Genomic DNA, 15,808 nt, shown 5'->3' on the forward strand with positions numbered 1-15,808 from the left:
ACCACAATGATGCTGTTTTTTAAAATCACACATAGCATCCCAACGACCACTAATACCACTGTATTGGCGGCGAAACTCTTTTGCTGAGGTTACCCAAGCATTGGATGAGATTCCAAGTTCATCAAGTAATTTTGGGCGGCTAGAGTCGATGAAACCTTTTTTATCAGACCTAATGGCTCTGCCAGTCCAATCAATAAGTTGTAAGTAATCACTGAAATGAAATGGGATGCCTGATTGAGTTGCTAAATGAGCTGCACCATCAAACTGGGCTAGAGGTTTGTGTCGCTCACTCGAGGTTCGTTGAGGTTTGGATTCAGGTTCATGATTTGCTTTAGTGTTTTTATTAGGAGTATTTAGCTCATTAATGCGCTCCTGAATAGACGTATAATCAGAAGCTTGCAGAGTGTTGGCAATTCCCGCTCTAATAGGGTTTAAATCAACATACATCATGCAGGCTAATAGTGCTTGCTCATCAAGTAGAGCTTGTGACTTAAAGCGCCCCTCCCAAAAAGCCCCTTTACATCCATCTTCACGATTGGCCCTACGTGCTATCTCTTCATTGAGGCACCTCATAAACCACGAGATGCTGGATAGACGCTCGTGCCACTCGGCCAATAACCCATCAAGTAGTAAACGCTCCCCCTCGATTAAGGTCTCTCCATTCATATATTTAGTCGCTACATCATGGCCTTTTGTCACCTTACACCAGCGGCTAATAACCCCACGATTACTCAATGATTTAGCTTTGGCTGTATCGATTTTAAGGACTAAATGATAGTGGTTATTCATTACTGCATAAGCACAGACATCAATACAAAAAATAGCAGATAGAGCCTTAACTTTATCGACAATCCAGCCGCGTCTATGCTCGTAACTTCTACCAGTCAGCTTATCTTCACCGCACAGGAAAGCTCTTCTGACACAGCGATTTATGATGTGATAAAACGGAGTCGATTCTGCGTCAATCAAGGTTCTTCGCGCTGAGGTCATATTTACCATTCCTATCAAGATTGAGCCTAGGGAACTTAAAGCCTAGTAGAGGATGGTTTAAAGCACAAAAGATATGGCTGTCCTGTCTTTTTCTGCCTGTCGTGGGCTTACGAGTAAACACTTCTGTGACACGCCGCAAGCACAACCTCTGTGGGCTCTGCCGTGACATCCCTGTCACGGAAGGTCACAGCCGCGTTCACACCTGAGTATTTACTTCTTCGATTTAGATTTATTGGTAGGTAAGTTGTTTTTGGACAAAAGCCGCTTTGGGTAGCTCATACAACAAAAAGTAAACTATCTAACTTCAATAAAATGCAGCTCATCTGCTATGTCCCTTTGCAAGTCGCTGTAAAATCATCCCTGATGGCTCTACTAAATCATCCTGATTTAGAAGCTTGCACGTCCCACAGCAGATGCTCTGCCAGCAAGTTCAATGTAGCGTGGGATTTACAGTTCATAACTGATTTATGGACATTTATTGCTTAGAGATAAAACTCTAATTTATACAATTTAGATTACTTTTTTTGAGACCAGTATAGAAATCTCTAGACAGCCATCGAACAAGTTATGCATAGGCATTCAAAAAACTATTCAGTATCCACCCCATGAACTCACGAGGTAATGTTATTAGTGTAAAAGGTTCAATTGTTAAGGTGAGCCAGTGGGGCTGGCTCTATAGCAAGGTAAAAACCTAACATTGCCAGCTACGCTGGCCGAGGAACACTCGGAGTAGCAATAGATAAATCTCCCCACTTGCTACAACTACAATCTTAACCTAGATGTCATTCGATTTCATCAGTGTATGGTAGGTTTCGATTTTAATTGCTGAGCTGTTGTCCCTCTCTTCCTGATCAAGTAATGCCGATGAGGCAGAATCTAGGATCTGAGCCACCGTGAATCGTTCGAAATCACTCCCCCCATTTTTTTGAATCAGTTTTTTACTGTAAGTGAGTAGATTAGAGAAGTGCGAATAGAGCATTGAGACATGCGAAAAGGTGTGACTCTTGTAATGCATGACCACCGGTTTAGTTAAGAGAAAAGGTTTGGTATTTCCTCTGTGGTTTAATCCAGAATTACTAAACTTTACAACCTTTCCATTGTGATAGAGGAAATAGCGGCCAACATCAAACCAATAGCCTGTATCAGCAATGGCCTCTACTTTCAGCATGCCTAGTTCATCTCCAACTAAATGCTGAGTTTTCTCCCAAAAATCTTCCACTAAATCTTTTGGAAACGAAACATGCACACAATCAGTGTTTATGTAGCACAATTCTATCTTATCCATGCTTAATAGCTCTTCTAATAGAGAGAGCATCTTAAGCCTAACCTTAGCCATAACCTGTGATGACAGACTGTAGGCAGAAACTTTGGAGTAAATGTCCACATAGTGAAGTATGAACCCTTGAGTACTACGATTAAGGGAGAAATGACTGCGTTTGAAAAATGCCTTTACGGATGCTTTCTGTGCGAAATCTAAGTCTATACCAAACTCTATTCTTAGAAAGGTAGAAACTTCATCGAGGTTTCTAAACTCTTTGCGCTTGAAACTCTTTGGATTCGTGATGCTATGGAGCATAGCTAGTTCGAGCTTATATTTTTTTTCTAGTGTCTTTTTTCCTAGGCTCTTCGAGCGCAATCGCTTTTTATACAAGTCGATGCTTTTCTTATATAGTGGGTGGCCAATGGCACTTTGAGATATATAACCGTTATCAATCCAAATGTTTGAAAAATGATTGTAGTAATACTCTACTTCTTCTTTATGAAGAGTTGCTTCAATCTCATTAATGTCATCAAGAGAAAATGCATACTTTTTGAAATTTTTGGTGAGCTTAAAGAGGTGATGGTTTTTAATGAATGATGATTTAGGATTCTTTAAAACGACTTTATAGATGCCTTGAGAAAGCTCTTGCCCATCGTATGTCTGCTCAATTGATACAAACTCTAAACGTTTAGGGTCGATAAACTCTCCCTTTAAGCACGAAGCAAACATCGAGTTAAAGTCTAGAGCGACGACAGTTCTGTCTGTCCTTGTTTCAAGGAATTTGAAAACTTCTTGGTAAGGCTCGCTGTAAGAAAAATAAAACTGGCTATCATACTCACTCTTCATAAAGATCTTATTTAGCAGAGTATTCCTAAAATCTTGAGTTGTAACTTTTACGAAAGAATTGTTTTGGAATCCTAGAGATTTAGCGTAGCGAAGAGATTTGTTCAGGTTAGTTAAGTTTACTTTTAAGTCGTTACTATACTTGATATCGCTAAAGAACGGATAATAGGATTCGATGCTGTAGACCCTAACATTATATCTCACAGCAAACGCCTTAATGTATAGTAGTTCACGGTCAGTAAGTACCATATGCACGCACTTATTGTCTTTGTTGTTATATATAAACTCTTCGATAGGAGTACGATATTGACCGTTGTAAATAACATCGCCGTTGCTTGATATTGCAATAATCTTCCTATCACCACCTTTCTTCTTTTTCTTTCTTAAATGGATGAAAGATGGGCCTTCGAGAGGTATATCTAAAACTTCAGGTGAGGTTACTAAATTGATTTTGCTCATTTCTATTTCTTAAAAAGGACTTCTTGTACTGCAGCATTGTTGAATGGTTGTTTTAGATTGATCAGTCCTTTCAAAGTATTCCTTTCAACTAGAGGACAGAAATGAAGCAAGCTTCTAAGATGTCTTTGCTTCCAATTTTGGATGTATTGTCTGTTCAACATTATGACATAAGGCGTCTGCGAATGTTCTTTTGAATCCAAATTGTTTTTGATTAGCTCGTCCTTGATCAGATCAATGTTCTTCTTTCTAACATCTGATATTGCTATGTGTAGTCTACACAGTGAGAGCAACTTTCTCATCACTTCTCTATTTAAGCAATCGATTTTATTGCCTTGTTCAAGAGTGCACTCATGTAAAAAATGCTGTAGCGTACCTACACGATTATAGACACTGTTACGAGGCGTATTGTTATAGATGTTCAGTACAATCTCATCAAGTTTTTTTATGTGCTTAAGAGTGAAATTTATTCCTAAATCAGTAGCGTGTACGAAGGCTATATCCTTAAGGACGTTCTTCTGCATAGCTACCTCAGCATAGTCTTTAGATAAATTCTCGTATCGACAATATCTGTTCGCTATGTAAGGTATATTAGCGGTTAATACCTCAAAAAAGTGATGCGACCTATATGCTTCACTGGAACTAAAATTTTTCGAAAAGGCGACTTCTTCAGCTTCAGCCATTTGTGTTACATATTCAGAAGCGAAGTCATTCTCCTTTGAGAGTTCTACATCTTGCTCTGCATCCCAATTCCAATAGACTCCATCACAAAGGTAATAGTCCATTGGGTCCATCGATATAGATAGGCTCATAAGTATTCCTAATCGAAATTTGATATTAGCGTAGGCAGGTTATCAGAGATTTAGGCTGTGTGCCACGGCGCATACTGAATTGAATGCTCACCAATTGGATAGCCATACTTCAGTCAGTCTTGCTTGTGTGGTTTTACTCAATTCAGATTATTAGACGTTTGGTGAATAATATGAGGCTGCAGCTCACTTGTGTCCCGGTTCTACTTCCCACCCTAATAGAAACCTGCTCTGACTACATATATTTTCGTTTCACGGCATTAGTATTATTAGGGTTAATGCTGGTTACTTACGAAGTCTGCTGTATTGCCTGAAAATAATAATGGGGCATAAATGAGTTTGACGCTTCGATGAACTGGCTAGCAGCCCGTGAGCTGAGTGGCGTGCAAGCTTCTAAATCAAGGCCAGAAATGTTCCCTACATTTCTTGGCATTTCCACCAATCCTTGGCAGTCAGAGGTTTAGTAGAGCCATCAGGGAAGATTTTACGGCGGTTTGCAAAGACACTAGCGCATTGGCTGCGAAACGTTGAAGTCAGCTTTATCTCACTATGGGGTATAAATGAGTTTCAAACTAAGCCTAGAGTTATTCAGAAAAGCCAAATCCAAAAGAAGGAACAATTCAGTGCACATGCCTCGCCGGCCAGGCGTTTGATAACAGTGAAGGTCTGAATTTCAACACTCTAGCAGATACCAAATCAGGCCAAAACACAAAGCTAGACTCCGGCTCAAAAGCATTGCCGGAGCGACGATGAGTCTAGCCTCAATCAAATCAAGCAAGAGAAAATGTCACCTGCCTTCATTCGAAGGCTAACTAACTTAATTATCGAGCTTAATAAACATCAAATCGCAGGGCATATTGCGAATCACAGGCTCGGTGGGTGAGATCATAAACTGGCTTAAGAAGTTTGATTTATGGTGACCCATGATAAGCAGGTCTATGTCATGATTGTCGATGTAATCTAAGATTTCGTTATCGAGATCGCCAGAGGTGATGACTTGGTTTTGTACCGGGTAGTGGTGGACAACATCAATCTCAAGGGCGTTCAGTAGCCTCTTCATCGAAGTGATAGACTCTTCACGGATAATACTTTCCTGCTTTTGGTAGTCAGCGCCAAGCATACCTTCATAGGTGTGAGGAATATCTAAATCGATATGGATCAGGCTGAGCTTAGCCCTATTTTGCTTGGCTACATCGGCCGCTTTTTCTAAGATTTTAATGCTGTCATTATTCAAAGCGATACTGAGAAGTATATGTTTATAACTCATAGGAAACCTGCCTATTTATAACGTGAGCCTACCAAGGGGTAAGCTTGATAGGTTCATCATAGCGTGCAGGTGGGTAAATAATATTGAGTTTTAATTATGCATAGAATAAAAATATTTTAAGATTGAAGCAGGAGCTGAAAGCTACAGCAGCTCCTCGACAATTAGCTTGAGCAGAAAGGTCTCACGTTCGATAGACATCCCTTTTTTAGGGCTATTCGCTATTGTCTGTTCGTTGTGTTTGATCGCTTCATGGATATTAATCCATACGGGTTTCATACCATTTTGAATTTCATGATCTTCCAGCCGTGTTTCACCCAGCTCTGGGTGAATATTGCAGATGAAGCAATAGGACAGCATATGCACGATATCAAAGTCAGCCTTGTACCAAGGGCGGTACTCTTCATAAAGGCCGAACTCACGCATCACGTCGATATGTTGCGCACCCGTTTCCTCTTCTAACTCCCGCAGTAGTCCAGCTTCAACTGATTCACCATCATCGATACCACCACCTGGAATACTGTAATCATGATAACGCTCTGTATAGAGCAGCAGAATATTTTCGCCGTCTAAGATAATACCGCGCGCGGCTTTACGGGTGAAAGCGTTAGCCGTCAAACAGGGGATTTCAGCGTGGGTTGTAGAGCGTAGCAGGCGCATGATAAATCATCAGTGGTTAAAAACAGTGGCGGAGTATATCAGTAATTACTCTCTTAGCTATGCTTGTTTCTTTAAGACTATAGGTCGTTAAGCTTTTCGTAGTCTTCTATTATTGGAGCGACTTTAGCAAAATTGGCCTGAGAGCTTTTACTCATATTGCGGTAGTGATCCAATGTTTTACTTAGATATCTTCTATCAGCGTCACGGGTTAAGTCCCACATTTTTTTACCCGTATTCGAGATAGGCTCTTGGCTTGACGTCGACAGATGTAAAACCTCATAGAAGCGTTTATTTTCTTCGACTAAGCATTCGTTAACTAGGCCTAACTGTAATGTAGCCAGCTCGGTTCTGACCAAGTAGTTATGGTGAACAGGACAGAGAATAAACTCTAGGGCTTTAGCGGGGTAGCGGGCTAATAGGGCTTTAACTAAGTCAGTGACAAGCTCTCCACCGACTCCTGCAATGATGATTAAATGGCTTTCTTGACTGTCTTCGGCTTCAAGCGGCAGATGGGCGACGTCCATACAATGCACTTGCCATCGTTTATTGCTCACACCAGATTGAGGGAAGAAGCGTTGTAATTTCCCCTCTAGCTCAAGCATTAAAGTGTCAACGACATCGACAAAGTGAATGGTGTTAGCAGTCTCTCGTTTAAGCAGTCTAGCTCCAAGAAGTCCGTGATCGCAGCAACAGTCCCAGATATGGTCATAGTGCTGATTAATCATCTTATCTATCTGTTGCAGTCGCTGGCTAATTTTCACTGTTTACTCTGTCTCGGCTATTTCTGGTTTTGATGCACTGTTTAAGTCGGTATTGTATCGCGGTTCAGAGGTCTTATGGAACATAGACTGCGAAATCCTCTAACTGCTACATGAGTTTGATGATATCGATTAAGTTGAGGAGTTTACGCCCCCAGTGCTCTTCGCTAATCTGCATTTCAATTTGGTTTGGGTCTAATTCACTGGCTAATTCATGGGCGACTTCAGTGCTTTGTAAATAAGCTTGTATATCCTCTAATGAAAGCAGAGGGTCTCTTTCATCCTGATTAACATGCCATTGATATTGAACGCTATCTGACTGAAAGCTGTTATCAAAAAGAGAAGGAGGGCTTAGCACACCACTGGCTGAAAGTGTTGCTGCAAGAATAGCGAACATAGATGCACAGATGACTAATATACTGACGACTTGTTTCAAGCTAAATATCCCAAGTTAAAGTAAACCAATAGCTTGTCTGCTTTGAAAAAAGCTGTCTTTATTAAGAGTGGTAGTAACTGTTTGTAGTAAATAGAGGTAGTAAATAGAGGTGGAGTGTATGGCTATTAAGCCGTCTGTGGGATTTTAATAAGCCCTATATGGGCTTATTCGTGCCGTTTTTAAACAGCTTGTTGCAACAAGCTGTTTAAAAATAAGGGGAATTACAAAACCATCTCAAGTTCTAGCTCGATGTCAGTACAGCCCTTTTTACAAAATACACCGTACTTTCCTGTTTGAGCAGTATCTGTAGGTACAACAAGGTTTAGAGGCTGTTTACAGGTTTCACATAAGACAGTGTTACCTTTGAAGAGGCGCTTTATTAAATTTTTCTGCTCGTTAAACGATTTAGCCGTTGTCTTATTGATTGTTGAAAAGTCTAGTTTCTGTGTGTCTTTTGTCATAACAACTTCTTAGTTTATTCATTAACTCTGCATTTGATGGCAAGTATATCCTCTGAAGAGAAGATAGCGAAGTGGGTTTTGGGATATTGCGCTAAAATTTGTTTAGACCTAAAGCCTATACCTCTGTAAGTTACTTCAAAAGGAGTGAGTTTCTGCCATGGAGATAGTCGGAGTTTAAATGTTACGGTTTTCCACATTATTAATATATCTGTTTTCACTATCAGTATACGCAACTCAATTGCCCGTCATTGCCATTGATTACCCACCTTTTACCTCAGAGAAAGATGAGGGCAACGGCATCGCATTCTCTCTACTCACTGATGCAATGGATGGCAGCTCGCTGACGATTATGCCTCAATATTGGTCTCCTGCTCGAGCCCATAAACTGGTTAAAGAGGGCAGTTGGTGCAGTAGTTTTTATCCCCCCCGCAAAGATGACGAGCAGTTTGTCATCGTCGCTTTAGCCGATGAACCTATTGAACTTGGCTTGTATCGCCATCATCAAGTCACACCGTTTAGGTGGAACTCTCTCGTTGAAATGGAAGGTAAGACGGTAGCCTATCTCAGAGCGCTGTCTCGTGACGGCTTAGGCAAGCATATGACAGAGTCAGGCATGGTGATCTTCAGTGTTGAAACTATTGAGCAAGGGATGCAGTTGCTTAGTCGAGGTCGGGTCGATTATGCTTTTGGCGATCAAATCTCAGGAGAGATAATTATGAGGTCCCTGAATATGGACCCAGATGAATATCAATTTTCTCTTACACACTTTCGCACGCTACCTGTAGGAATTTGGCTGAATCTAAGCTGCAAAGCTGCTGTGAGTGCTTTACAGCACTTACAATCTAAAGGGTTTAAGCAACTCGAGCAGGAGGAGTAGCGCGCTGTCGGTTATCTTGATGATATTGCAGCCTGACTAATGGCTGCTATACCTGAATAAAAATAGCTAATGGCGTTGGTTTGAATTACTCTTCGAGCTCAATTTATTATTGTCACTATAGAGTAAACATGTCATCAGACCCATCAAAAGATAAAGTCGATATTGAAGTTGAAACGCTTAACAAAGCCCCGTCACCAATCGATGATGCGAGCGATGATATAAAACTTGCAGTCGATCTTATCTATCTATTTGAAAATAATAAAATCGACCCTAAAGTGGCATTGTCAGCGCTTGAAATTGTTAAAAGTGACCTTCAAAGAAAGTTGAAAGGTTAGCCGTTATTCCTTTAGAACTGATAACGTACACCCGCTATCGCTTCAAGCTCTACTTTGACATCATCAATGATGTAAAGAATGGGTTGAGCTTCAACGAAGAAGGTAAACCTTTCTACAGAAGTTTGCGCACCAAATATGGCTCTAGCACCCAGTTTCAGATCATGTTTACTCGAGTTGATATCGGCAATTTTACCGCCAAATCCGTAGTAAAAATGCGGGGTGTTATTGAAGTTAATCATCTTGTCAGCCGTGATAGAGAATTTGTCTAGCCCAACCCCCAGCTTAATATCACCAAATTTTGCATTGATCCCTGAGTCGCTACCTATCATCACACCGACTTGAGGCGCCGCAGTTGCTGCCGAACTGGTGAACAGCATGAATGTGATTAGGCTACATATATAAACAATTGATTTCATTTTTTACCTTAGAGATCTAGACTGAACTTCTGTTCCATTAATGGGGCAAGGTTATTTAAAATAACTCTCTATTTCAATCAAGAAAGGGCATAATTACTGGATAATTTAAAATATGCTAATGTATTGAAATTATAGATAAATAGATGCTGATTTATTTTGTTGTAAATGAAGTGGAACTGTAATTTATTTGCGTTAAACCTGACATAAATCGGGCGAAATATGGCAAAAATATGATGCGTGTTTTTTGCGTATATGTGCAAACCGTAAAGCCTGTAGGGTACAAGCTTAAATAAGCAGATATGAAGCTAGTAGTTAGCAGAACATATCGTTTTTTTAAAACGATTCAGCTACCGAGACATAAATAGCGTCATTATCGCCAGAGCGGGCATAGTCCAGCCTCAGGTTGATACGTTGTGAATCTAACACCATATAGCGAATTCCCACCCCGTAGCTGCGGATCATATCATCATCCCAAAGCTTAGATACCTCAGGTGAGTCAAACCCGCCTCCAGCAAACCCGACGACACCAAAGTCACCAAAGACTTTCCATCTGGCTTCAATTTGACCAGAGGATGAAGCTTTATTGAGATACTTTGTTGCCGAGAAACCACGAAGTCCTACTGTGCAATAATCCCATAGAGGTGCATTGCCATATTTAGCACAGCCTCTGGCTTCAAAAGCCAATACAAGTGGGTCGAGCAGATGGTAATAGTAACGATAGCGCGCCTGATAGGATTGATAGGTATTACTGCTACCAAAGAACTCATCATTAAACATGGCATCAAATTCGAATCGTTGACCCGAATAAGCATTGGTTTGATTGTCTCGGGTGTCGTATTGGACTAATAGGCCTGCACCATTGGCCTTCGCCTTACCTATTTCATCTTCAGTATTACCTTCGACATTTTCACCTTCGCCACTGCTAGAGAAGGTTTGTTCGTTATTGATGAGCCTAAATTGGCCGCCAACAAACCAATTCTCGCCGACATTGCGTAGCAATTGTCCCTTAAGCAAGGTGCCTTTAATGTTCCAATCAAGCCCCTTGCCACTTTCTGTATATTTGCTGTCGAGCAGTGTGAGCTTTAGAGCGACGTAAGCAGCGGCGCCTGTGAAGCGCCACTTATCTTCATCCCAGTAGTTTTGCTGCATCAATCCATAGGCGTAGCTGTCGTTATCGGTATAAGCGGCTACCGCTTGGGTTGTCGATGCTGGTTGAGCCGCCTTTTGAGCTGCAGATTGGCCATAATAATAGGCGCCAGCGATAACTAACCCGGTACCAATTGTGGGGTCGGCAACAGGAATAGGCACAGCGACAAAATCCCCTTTCTGGGCCTTAAGCCTTGTATCCTCATCACGTAAGTCCGGTGTCCATTCAGGGATGATGCTGTTAACCCCATAGGAGCCTGTGCTAGTACTTTGGTGGGTGTGACTTGTGCTTTGCAAGTTTGGATTTATCGTTTGCGGTTTTAGGTCATGTTGACCACCACTTTGCTTAAGTGGCGCATCATCAGTCGCTATCTCTTGCGCTAAGCCCAAAGTTGATACTGACCAGCTAGCGAGTAGGAAAACTGTCAAAGTAATCCAGCTATAGCTTTTTCGCGCGCAGAGGCGTAACTGCTCTACAGACTGCATCGGTATCTTCCTTAACCACAGAGTGAAACTATAGGTTAGCAGTTTGTTTGATTTAAGTAACTGTTTTGCTGTTGCCTTTTATAGTTAAAACCTCAACTTAATGGTAAAAGGGGACTTGATAAAGTCCCCTTTTTTCTAAGCACTAGACATTGCTTACTCCATCGTTTAAGCCATCTAGATAGGGCTAGTTCTACCGACCATTATTTGCCTTTTAGTACTCTGGCGCCATCTTGTACCGAGCGATAGAACTTACTTTGGTTGCGGTCTTTAGCTCGTTTTTGAGCTAAGGTCGCGCTGTTGAGCGCTTGCTCCCTCAGTAACTTCTGATAGCTGGTTAAACGCCTCGCATCAAGCTCTCCTTTGCTTATTGCAGCTTGAACCTTACAACCTGGCTCTGTTAGATGCTGACAATCTCCAAAGCGGCACAAGTTTGCTAAGGCGATTATCTCTTCGAATGTTTCGCTAACTCCATGCTCACAATCGGCGAGCTGTAGCTCTCTCATGCCGGGAGTGTCAAGCAGTAGGCCTCCGGCAGGCATTTGATGCAAGGAGCGTCCCGTTGTTGTGTGACGTCCTTTACTATCATCTTCTCGAATTGCTGAGGTAGATTGTGCACTAGCACCTAACAAGGTATTGATTAACGTAGATTTACCTACGCCAGAAGAGCCCATGACGGCAATGGTTTGACCTAAGCCGCAATAGGTATGTAGTGAAGCCACACTCTCTTTAGAGAGTGAATTAACTGTCTCTATCATAGCTAAAGGAGAGATAGCTAAAAGTGCCTGCGTGTAAGCATGAATATCATCACACATATCTGCTTTTGTTAGCACAAAAACAGGCGTGACTTCAGCTTCTTTCGCTAGCGCCATATAGCGTTCAATTCGCCCTAGATTAAAGTCTTTATTCAATGACGAAACGATAAATACGGTATCAACATTGGCAGCAATGAGCTGGGTTTTAACTTTGCTCCCTGGTGCCTTTCGACTAAATAGAGAAAGTCGCGTTAACCGCTGCTGAACACTATTTTCTAAGTTAAGTGTGAGCCAATCACCCACAGTGATCTCAGGCATCTTATCTGTGATAGGAATGCTGAGCTCGCCAGTTGCAGTTTGAAGATCTAGCTGACTTCGGTGACAGGCCATGACCTTTGCAATGATAAGATCGTTACGGCTGTCTCCCATCAGTTGCTGAGCAAAGAAGGGGCGCCAGCCAAGGCTTGCCAGTGAGGTATCGTTAAGGCTTAAATCAGCAGAAGTATTGCCGTCATTGCTCAAGGGGCTTTGGCTATGACTTTCACCTTGACTGTCGATATGACGGTGAGTTGGTGTTGCTACTGATGAGCGAGAGTTTGACTTGATTGAAGAAAATCGGTTTAAATTTTTCATTTTTATCCCAGCGCAAAGCGCCTGAACTTAAGTGTTCGGGGATCATCAATAAACCTAAGGTGTATCTGAGGATCCCGGTGTTAGTCGTTAATGATGCGCAAATGGCAAACAACAACGATAGAAACAACCGGGCAGTAGCGCTAATCGCTTAAGCTGAGGCGCCTATTGCCCAGTTAAACCCTGTAACAATCATCAATTCATCTCCTATCTGTAGCTGTGTCGTAAGTGGGATTGAAACTCTTGTCCAATGCCACTCTTACTCAATATCTGTGTAATAAAGACAGACCATAGCAATTTTTCGGTTAACTCTCTACTTATTCTGCTTACGCTTGTGAAGCGACTCAAGTTTACAAACTCTTACATCTTAGTGCCGTTATCTCATTCCCCCTAACAGGGGAAAGCAAGTGGGGGGTTGCCATTCACGGCTATCTATTTTGGCGGGATGAATCCAACAAAATCATTGGCTAGTACAAAGCACCTAGTTAAATATTTGTTAATTGGTCGCTTTCACAGTGAAAGATAACGATAGGAGTCAAACACTTCACCGACTAGATGTTTGGTTGGATATACATTGGGTGTGAGTTCAAATTCAACAATAACAGGTAGTTACACTTGCCGGTCAAAAAGATTACTATCATGTTTGAATTATTTACCGTATAACAATTAAGATATAACAAGCCAGAAACATATTATTTCTAAGATATGACGCCCTATCGTAGGTTGGTTGCAGGTGAGTGATTAGTGTGCGGTCTTCATTGACACTATCGCGACTCAATTAAAACAATAAATACCCTACAGATGGGGGGAGCAACCAATGATGGCTAAAGCATACCTAACCACAGACAGACTCAACAATCGAATGCACCCTATTGCGCTTGGCATTGCGCTGGCAATAGGCTCATATTCAACGACTGCGATTGCACAGGATAAAGATCACACTTCCCATGAACAGGTTCAGAAGCAGCATCATGATGCCGCTGAGCAAGCAAGAGTAGATCAAGAAGCGGAGCGTAATGCAGCGCCTGCGATTGAAGTTATTCAGGTTACAGCGCGTCATCGTGTAGAGAGCATGCAATCAACCCCTATCGCGATAACCGCTTTCAATGCCGAGCAGATGAAAGATGCCAAAATCGAAGGCTTAGGTGATATCGCAGGGCGTACCCCTGGATTTCAGATGAACGCTTATACCTCGAGTGAGCCTGAGTTATTTATGCGCGGTATCGGTAGTGATATTGAAAGTGCTGGTGCTGCTGCCGCTATTGGTATGTATGTCGATGGTGTGTATGTTTCTCGTGGTACTGCATCAGCGATGGATCTCTATGATCTGCAGAGTGTTGAAGTATTGCGTGGCCCGCAAGGGACACTTTACGGCAAGAATGTTGTGGGTGGTGCGATTAACTTTATCACTAAAAAACCACAATTTGATGAGGCGGAAGGCAGTGGTGAAGTGACCATGGGTAACTATGGTTTATGGGAAGCTAAAGGCTATGTGACTGGCGGCTTGTCAGACAATCTAGCGGGTAAGATAGCTTACAGTGGCTATATGCGTGATGGTTATGGCGAGAATACCTATACAGGTAATGAGGCAGACTCACTGGACCGTAATTCAACTCGAGCCCAACTGCTTTATACGCCTGCCGATGATCTAGAGATATTATTCTCTGCCGGACATTCTCAATCAAAAGGCGTCCCCCGTGTTAAACATATCGGTTATAGCGCTGGACGAAATGCCCCATTTATTAGTGACGATCCACGTAAAGATGAAAACAGTATCGATGGTCATGAAAACTCACAAACTGACAGTTTAAGCATGAAGATTGACTGGTTTACCGATGTGGGGACATTCACTTCGATCACCGCTTATCGTGATAACGAATATGATATCTATGAAAATGCCGCAGCGGGTTTAGTCGATAGCTCTCAAGTATTCGACCCTTGGGGCGACCCTGCCGATAATACCGTTGGCTCAGATGAGGAGTTAGCTGCACTTCAACCCGATGATGAGTGGTTATCGACTAAGGCTGAACAATCTTCGCAGATCTCCCAAGAATTTCGTCTTGCCAGTGGCGATGGCGCCTTTAGCTGGTTAGGCGGCCTGTTCTTTATGCAAGAAGATATTAGCCGTCAGGAAGATGTGGACTACTGGTTCCATACGCAGTGGGGCACTACAGCTGGTAATGTTGCTAACACGACCGACAATACCACCACCAGTTATGCAGCATTTGGTCAGGCCTCTTATGAGTTTACCGATGCGCTAACAGTCACTGCAGGTCTTAGATATAGCCGAGATGATAAAGACTTTACCGCAGGCGCTTCAGGTCGTCGTTTCGATAACTGGGATAACATGCATGAAGATCTTGATGGTAATCGTGTAGATAGTTATACCGTGAGTACAACAGACTCTTGGTCTGAATGGACGCCAAGCTTAAATGTCGACTATCAAGCAACACGAGATATGTTCTTCTACTACTCATTGGCTAAGGGCTATAAGTCCGGTGGCTTTAATGGCGAAGGTATGGAAAAAGCAGTTGAAGCGGTTATGCCTTTTGCCCCTGAGATTGCTTGGAACAATGAGATTGGTTTTAAAACACAATCCTTTGAGAATCGCTTTAGATTAAACGGCGCCATCTTCTACACAGAATATACAGATATGCAAAACCAGGTCTGGGTTGAAACCGGTGAAAACACGCCTGATAACTTGCAAACCATGAATGGCAGTGGTGTGGCTAAAGGGGTTGAGCTAGAGATGATTGCTCTACTGACTGAAAGCTTCAGCTTAAACGGCAGCTATGGTTACCTCAATTCGGAATTTACTGATGATTTTATCGTAAACGAAGATGAGAACTATAAAGGTAACACCATGCGCCGAGCGCCTGAACATACCTTTAATATCTATGCGAACTACGAGTGGGAGATTGAAAGTTTAGGTGATGCCAGTGCGCGTATTAATTACCAGTATCAAGATGAATACTTCTTTGATAACTCCAATGATCCACTGACTCAGGTAGATTCAGAGTTTAGTGTCGATATGGTGTTAACCTTGAAGAGCTTTGATGATACTTGGGCTCTGCAGTTATGGGGTAAGAACCTGACTGATGAGCTTAATATCGGCTCAACCACTGTTTACGCTGCATGGGATGACACGGTTTATAACGCCTATAAGCCACCACGCACTTACGGTGTGACTTTCTCTTATAACTTCTAAGAATGGTTGTTAATTATTGA

General features: G+C 42.1%; 15 protein-coding genes. 3 read left to right on the forward strand and 12 right to left on the reverse strand.

What is annotated here, in order from left to right:
• The 9 genes from BM736_RS07755 to BM736_RS07790 all read right to left on the reverse strand — a co-directional run.
• On the reverse strand, nt 1–990 hold a 990-nt coding region (locus tag BM736_RS07755), incomplete at its 3' end, for a transposase (protein ID WP_076410616.1).
• Between the two features lie 775 nt (nt 991–1,765).
• The gene (locus tag BM736_RS07760; RefSeq protein ID WP_076410618.1) at nt 1,766–3,553 is read right to left on the reverse strand and encodes a hypothetical protein; all 1,788 of its coding nucleotides are present in this window, start codon (nt 3,551–3,553) and stop codon (nt 1,766–1,768) included.
• Nucleotides 3,554–3,555: 2 nt separating this feature from the next.
• A complete protein-coding gene (locus BM736_RS07765; RefSeq protein WP_076410620.1) occupies nt 3,556–4,362 on the reverse strand; it encodes a hypothetical protein in 807 nt (268 codons plus the stop codon).
• 286 nt (nt 4,363–4,648) lie between these two features.
• On the reverse strand, nt 4,649–4,792 hold the full coding sequence (locus BM736_RS25130; RefSeq protein ID WP_179079026.1) for a hypothetical protein: 144 nt from the start codon (nt 4,790–4,792) through the stop codon (nt 4,649–4,651).
• Between the two features lie 384 nt (nt 4,793–5,176).
• A complete protein-coding gene (locus tag BM736_RS07770) occupies nt 5,177–5,626 on the reverse strand; it encodes a universal stress protein (protein ID WP_076410622.1) in 450 nt (149 codons plus the stop codon).
• Nucleotides 5,627–5,767: 141 nt separating this feature from the next.
• Nucleotides 5,768–6,283 carry an NUDIX domain-containing protein gene (locus BM736_RS07775; protein WP_076410624.1) on the reverse strand — a complete coding sequence of 172 codons (516 nt, stop codon included), beginning with the start codon at nt 6,281–6,283 and terminating at the stop codon, nt 5,768–5,770.
• A 77-nt stretch (nt 6,284–6,360) separates the two neighbouring features.
• The gene (locus BM736_RS07780) at nt 6,361–7,044 is read right to left on the reverse strand and encodes a tRNA (adenine(22)-N(1))-methyltransferase TrmK (RefSeq protein WP_076410626.1); all 684 of its coding nucleotides are present in this window, start codon (nt 7,042–7,044) and stop codon (nt 6,361–6,363) included.
• Nucleotides 7,045–7,150: 106 nt separating this feature from the next.
• Nucleotides 7,151–7,477, reverse strand: a complete 327-nt coding sequence (locus BM736_RS07785; protein ID WP_076410628.1) for a hypothetical protein — start codon at nt 7,475–7,477, stop codon at nt 7,151–7,153.
• A gap of 221 nt (nt 7,478–7,698) precedes the next feature.
• A complete protein-coding gene (locus BM736_RS07790; RefSeq protein ID WP_076410631.1) occupies nt 7,699–7,938 on the reverse strand; it encodes a hypothetical protein in 240 nt (79 codons plus the stop codon).
• A gap of 178 nt (nt 7,939–8,116) precedes the next feature.
• On the opposite strand from BM736_RS07790, the gene BM736_RS07795 reads away from it, so the two are divergent.
• Together BM736_RS07795 and rsmS are read left to right on the forward strand one after the other, a co-directional pair.
• Complete coding sequence (locus BM736_RS07795) at nt 8,117–8,815, forward strand: hypothetical protein (protein WP_076410633.1); 699 nt, start codon at nt 8,117–8,119, stop codon at nt 8,813–8,815.
• A gap of 128 nt (nt 8,816–8,943) precedes the next feature.
• Nucleotides 8,944–9,150 (forward strand): pleiotropic regulatory protein RsmS, encoded by a 207-nt coding sequence (rsmS, locus tag BM736_RS07800; protein WP_076410635.1) that lies wholly within the window; start codon nt 8,944–8,946, stop codon nt 9,148–9,150.
• Nucleotides 9,151–9,161: 11 nt separating this feature from the next.
• Here the strand turns inward: rsmS and BM736_RS07805 are convergent, their stop codons facing one another.
• The 3 genes from BM736_RS07805 to rsgA all read right to left on the reverse strand — a co-directional run bounded on the left by BM736_RS07805 (nt 9,162) and on the right by rsgA (nt 12,583).
• Nucleotides 9,162–9,566: a hypothetical protein gene (locus BM736_RS07805; RefSeq protein WP_076410637.1), complete on the reverse strand. Its 405-nt coding sequence runs from the start codon at nt 9,564–9,566 to the stop codon at nt 9,162–9,164.
• A gap of 333 nt (nt 9,567–9,899) precedes the next feature.
• Nucleotides 9,900–11,198, reverse strand: a complete 1,299-nt coding sequence (locus tag BM736_RS07810) for a BamA/TamA family outer membrane protein (RefSeq protein ID WP_076410638.1) — start codon at nt 11,196–11,198, stop codon at nt 9,900–9,902.
• A 200-nt stretch (nt 11,199–11,398) separates the two neighbouring features.
• On the reverse strand, nt 11,399–12,583 hold the full coding sequence (gene rsgA, locus BM736_RS07815) for a ribosome small subunit-dependent GTPase A (RefSeq protein WP_083699949.1): 1,185 nt from the start codon (nt 12,581–12,583) through the stop codon (nt 11,399–11,401).
• Between the two features lie 814 nt (nt 12,584–13,397).
• Here rsgA and BM736_RS07820 point away from each other — a divergent pair.
• Nucleotides 13,398–15,788 (forward strand): TonB-dependent receptor, encoded by a 2,391-nt coding sequence (locus BM736_RS07820; RefSeq protein WP_076410640.1) that lies wholly within the window; start codon nt 13,398–13,400, stop codon nt 15,786–15,788.
• Nucleotides 15,789–15,808 lie beyond the last annotated feature (20 nt).

It is taken from the genome of Shewanella sp. UCD-KL12 (assembly GCF_001957125.1).
Lineage (GTDB): Bacteria > Pseudomonadota > Gammaproteobacteria > Enterobacterales > Shewanellaceae > Shewanella.

Excerpts from the sequence above, each read along its gene's own strand:
- BM736_RS07760 (WP_076410618.1), bottom strand. The coding sequence starts at position 3,553 with ATGAGCAAAATCAATTTAGTAACCTCACCTGAAGTTTTAGATATACCT.
- BM736_RS07765 (WP_076410620.1), bottom strand. The coding sequence starts at position 4,362 with ATGAGCCTATCTATATCGATGGACCCAATGGACTATTACCTTTGTGAT.
- BM736_RS25130 (WP_179079026.1), bottom strand. The coding sequence starts at position 4,792 with ATGCCAAGAAATGTAGGGAACATTTCTGGCCTTGATTTAGAAGCTTGC.
- BM736_RS07770 (WP_076410622.1), bottom strand. The coding sequence starts at position 5,626 with ATGAGTTATAAACATATACTTCTCAGTATCGCTTTGAATAATGACAGC.
- BM736_RS07775 (WP_076410624.1), bottom strand. The coding sequence starts at position 6,283 with ATGCGCCTGCTACGCTCTACAACCCACGCTGAAATCCCCTGTTTGACG.
- BM736_RS07790 (WP_076410631.1), bottom strand. The coding sequence starts at position 7,938 with ATGACAAAAGACACACAGAAACTAGACTTTTCAACAATCAATAAGACA.
- BM736_RS07795 (WP_076410633.1), top strand. The coding sequence starts at position 8,117 with ATGTTACGGTTTTCCACATTATTAATATATCTGTTTTCACTATCAGTA.
- rsmS (WP_076410635.1), top strand. The coding sequence starts at position 8,944 with ATGTCATCAGACCCATCAAAAGATAAAGTCGATATTGAAGTTGAAACG.
- BM736_RS07805 (WP_076410637.1), bottom strand. The coding sequence starts at position 9,566 with ATGAAATCAATTGTTTATATATGTAGCCTAATCACATTCATGCTGTTC.
- BM736_RS07810 (WP_076410638.1), bottom strand. The coding sequence starts at position 11,198 with ATGCAGTCTGTAGAGCAGTTACGCCTCTGCGCGCGAAAAAGCTATAGC.
- rsgA (WP_083699949.1), bottom strand. The coding sequence starts at position 12,583 with ATGAAAAATTTAAACCGATTTTCTTCAATCAAGTCAAACTCTCGCTCA.
- BM736_RS07820 (WP_076410640.1), top strand. The coding sequence starts at position 13,398 with ATGATGGCTAAAGCATACCTAACCACAGACAGACTCAACAATCGAATG.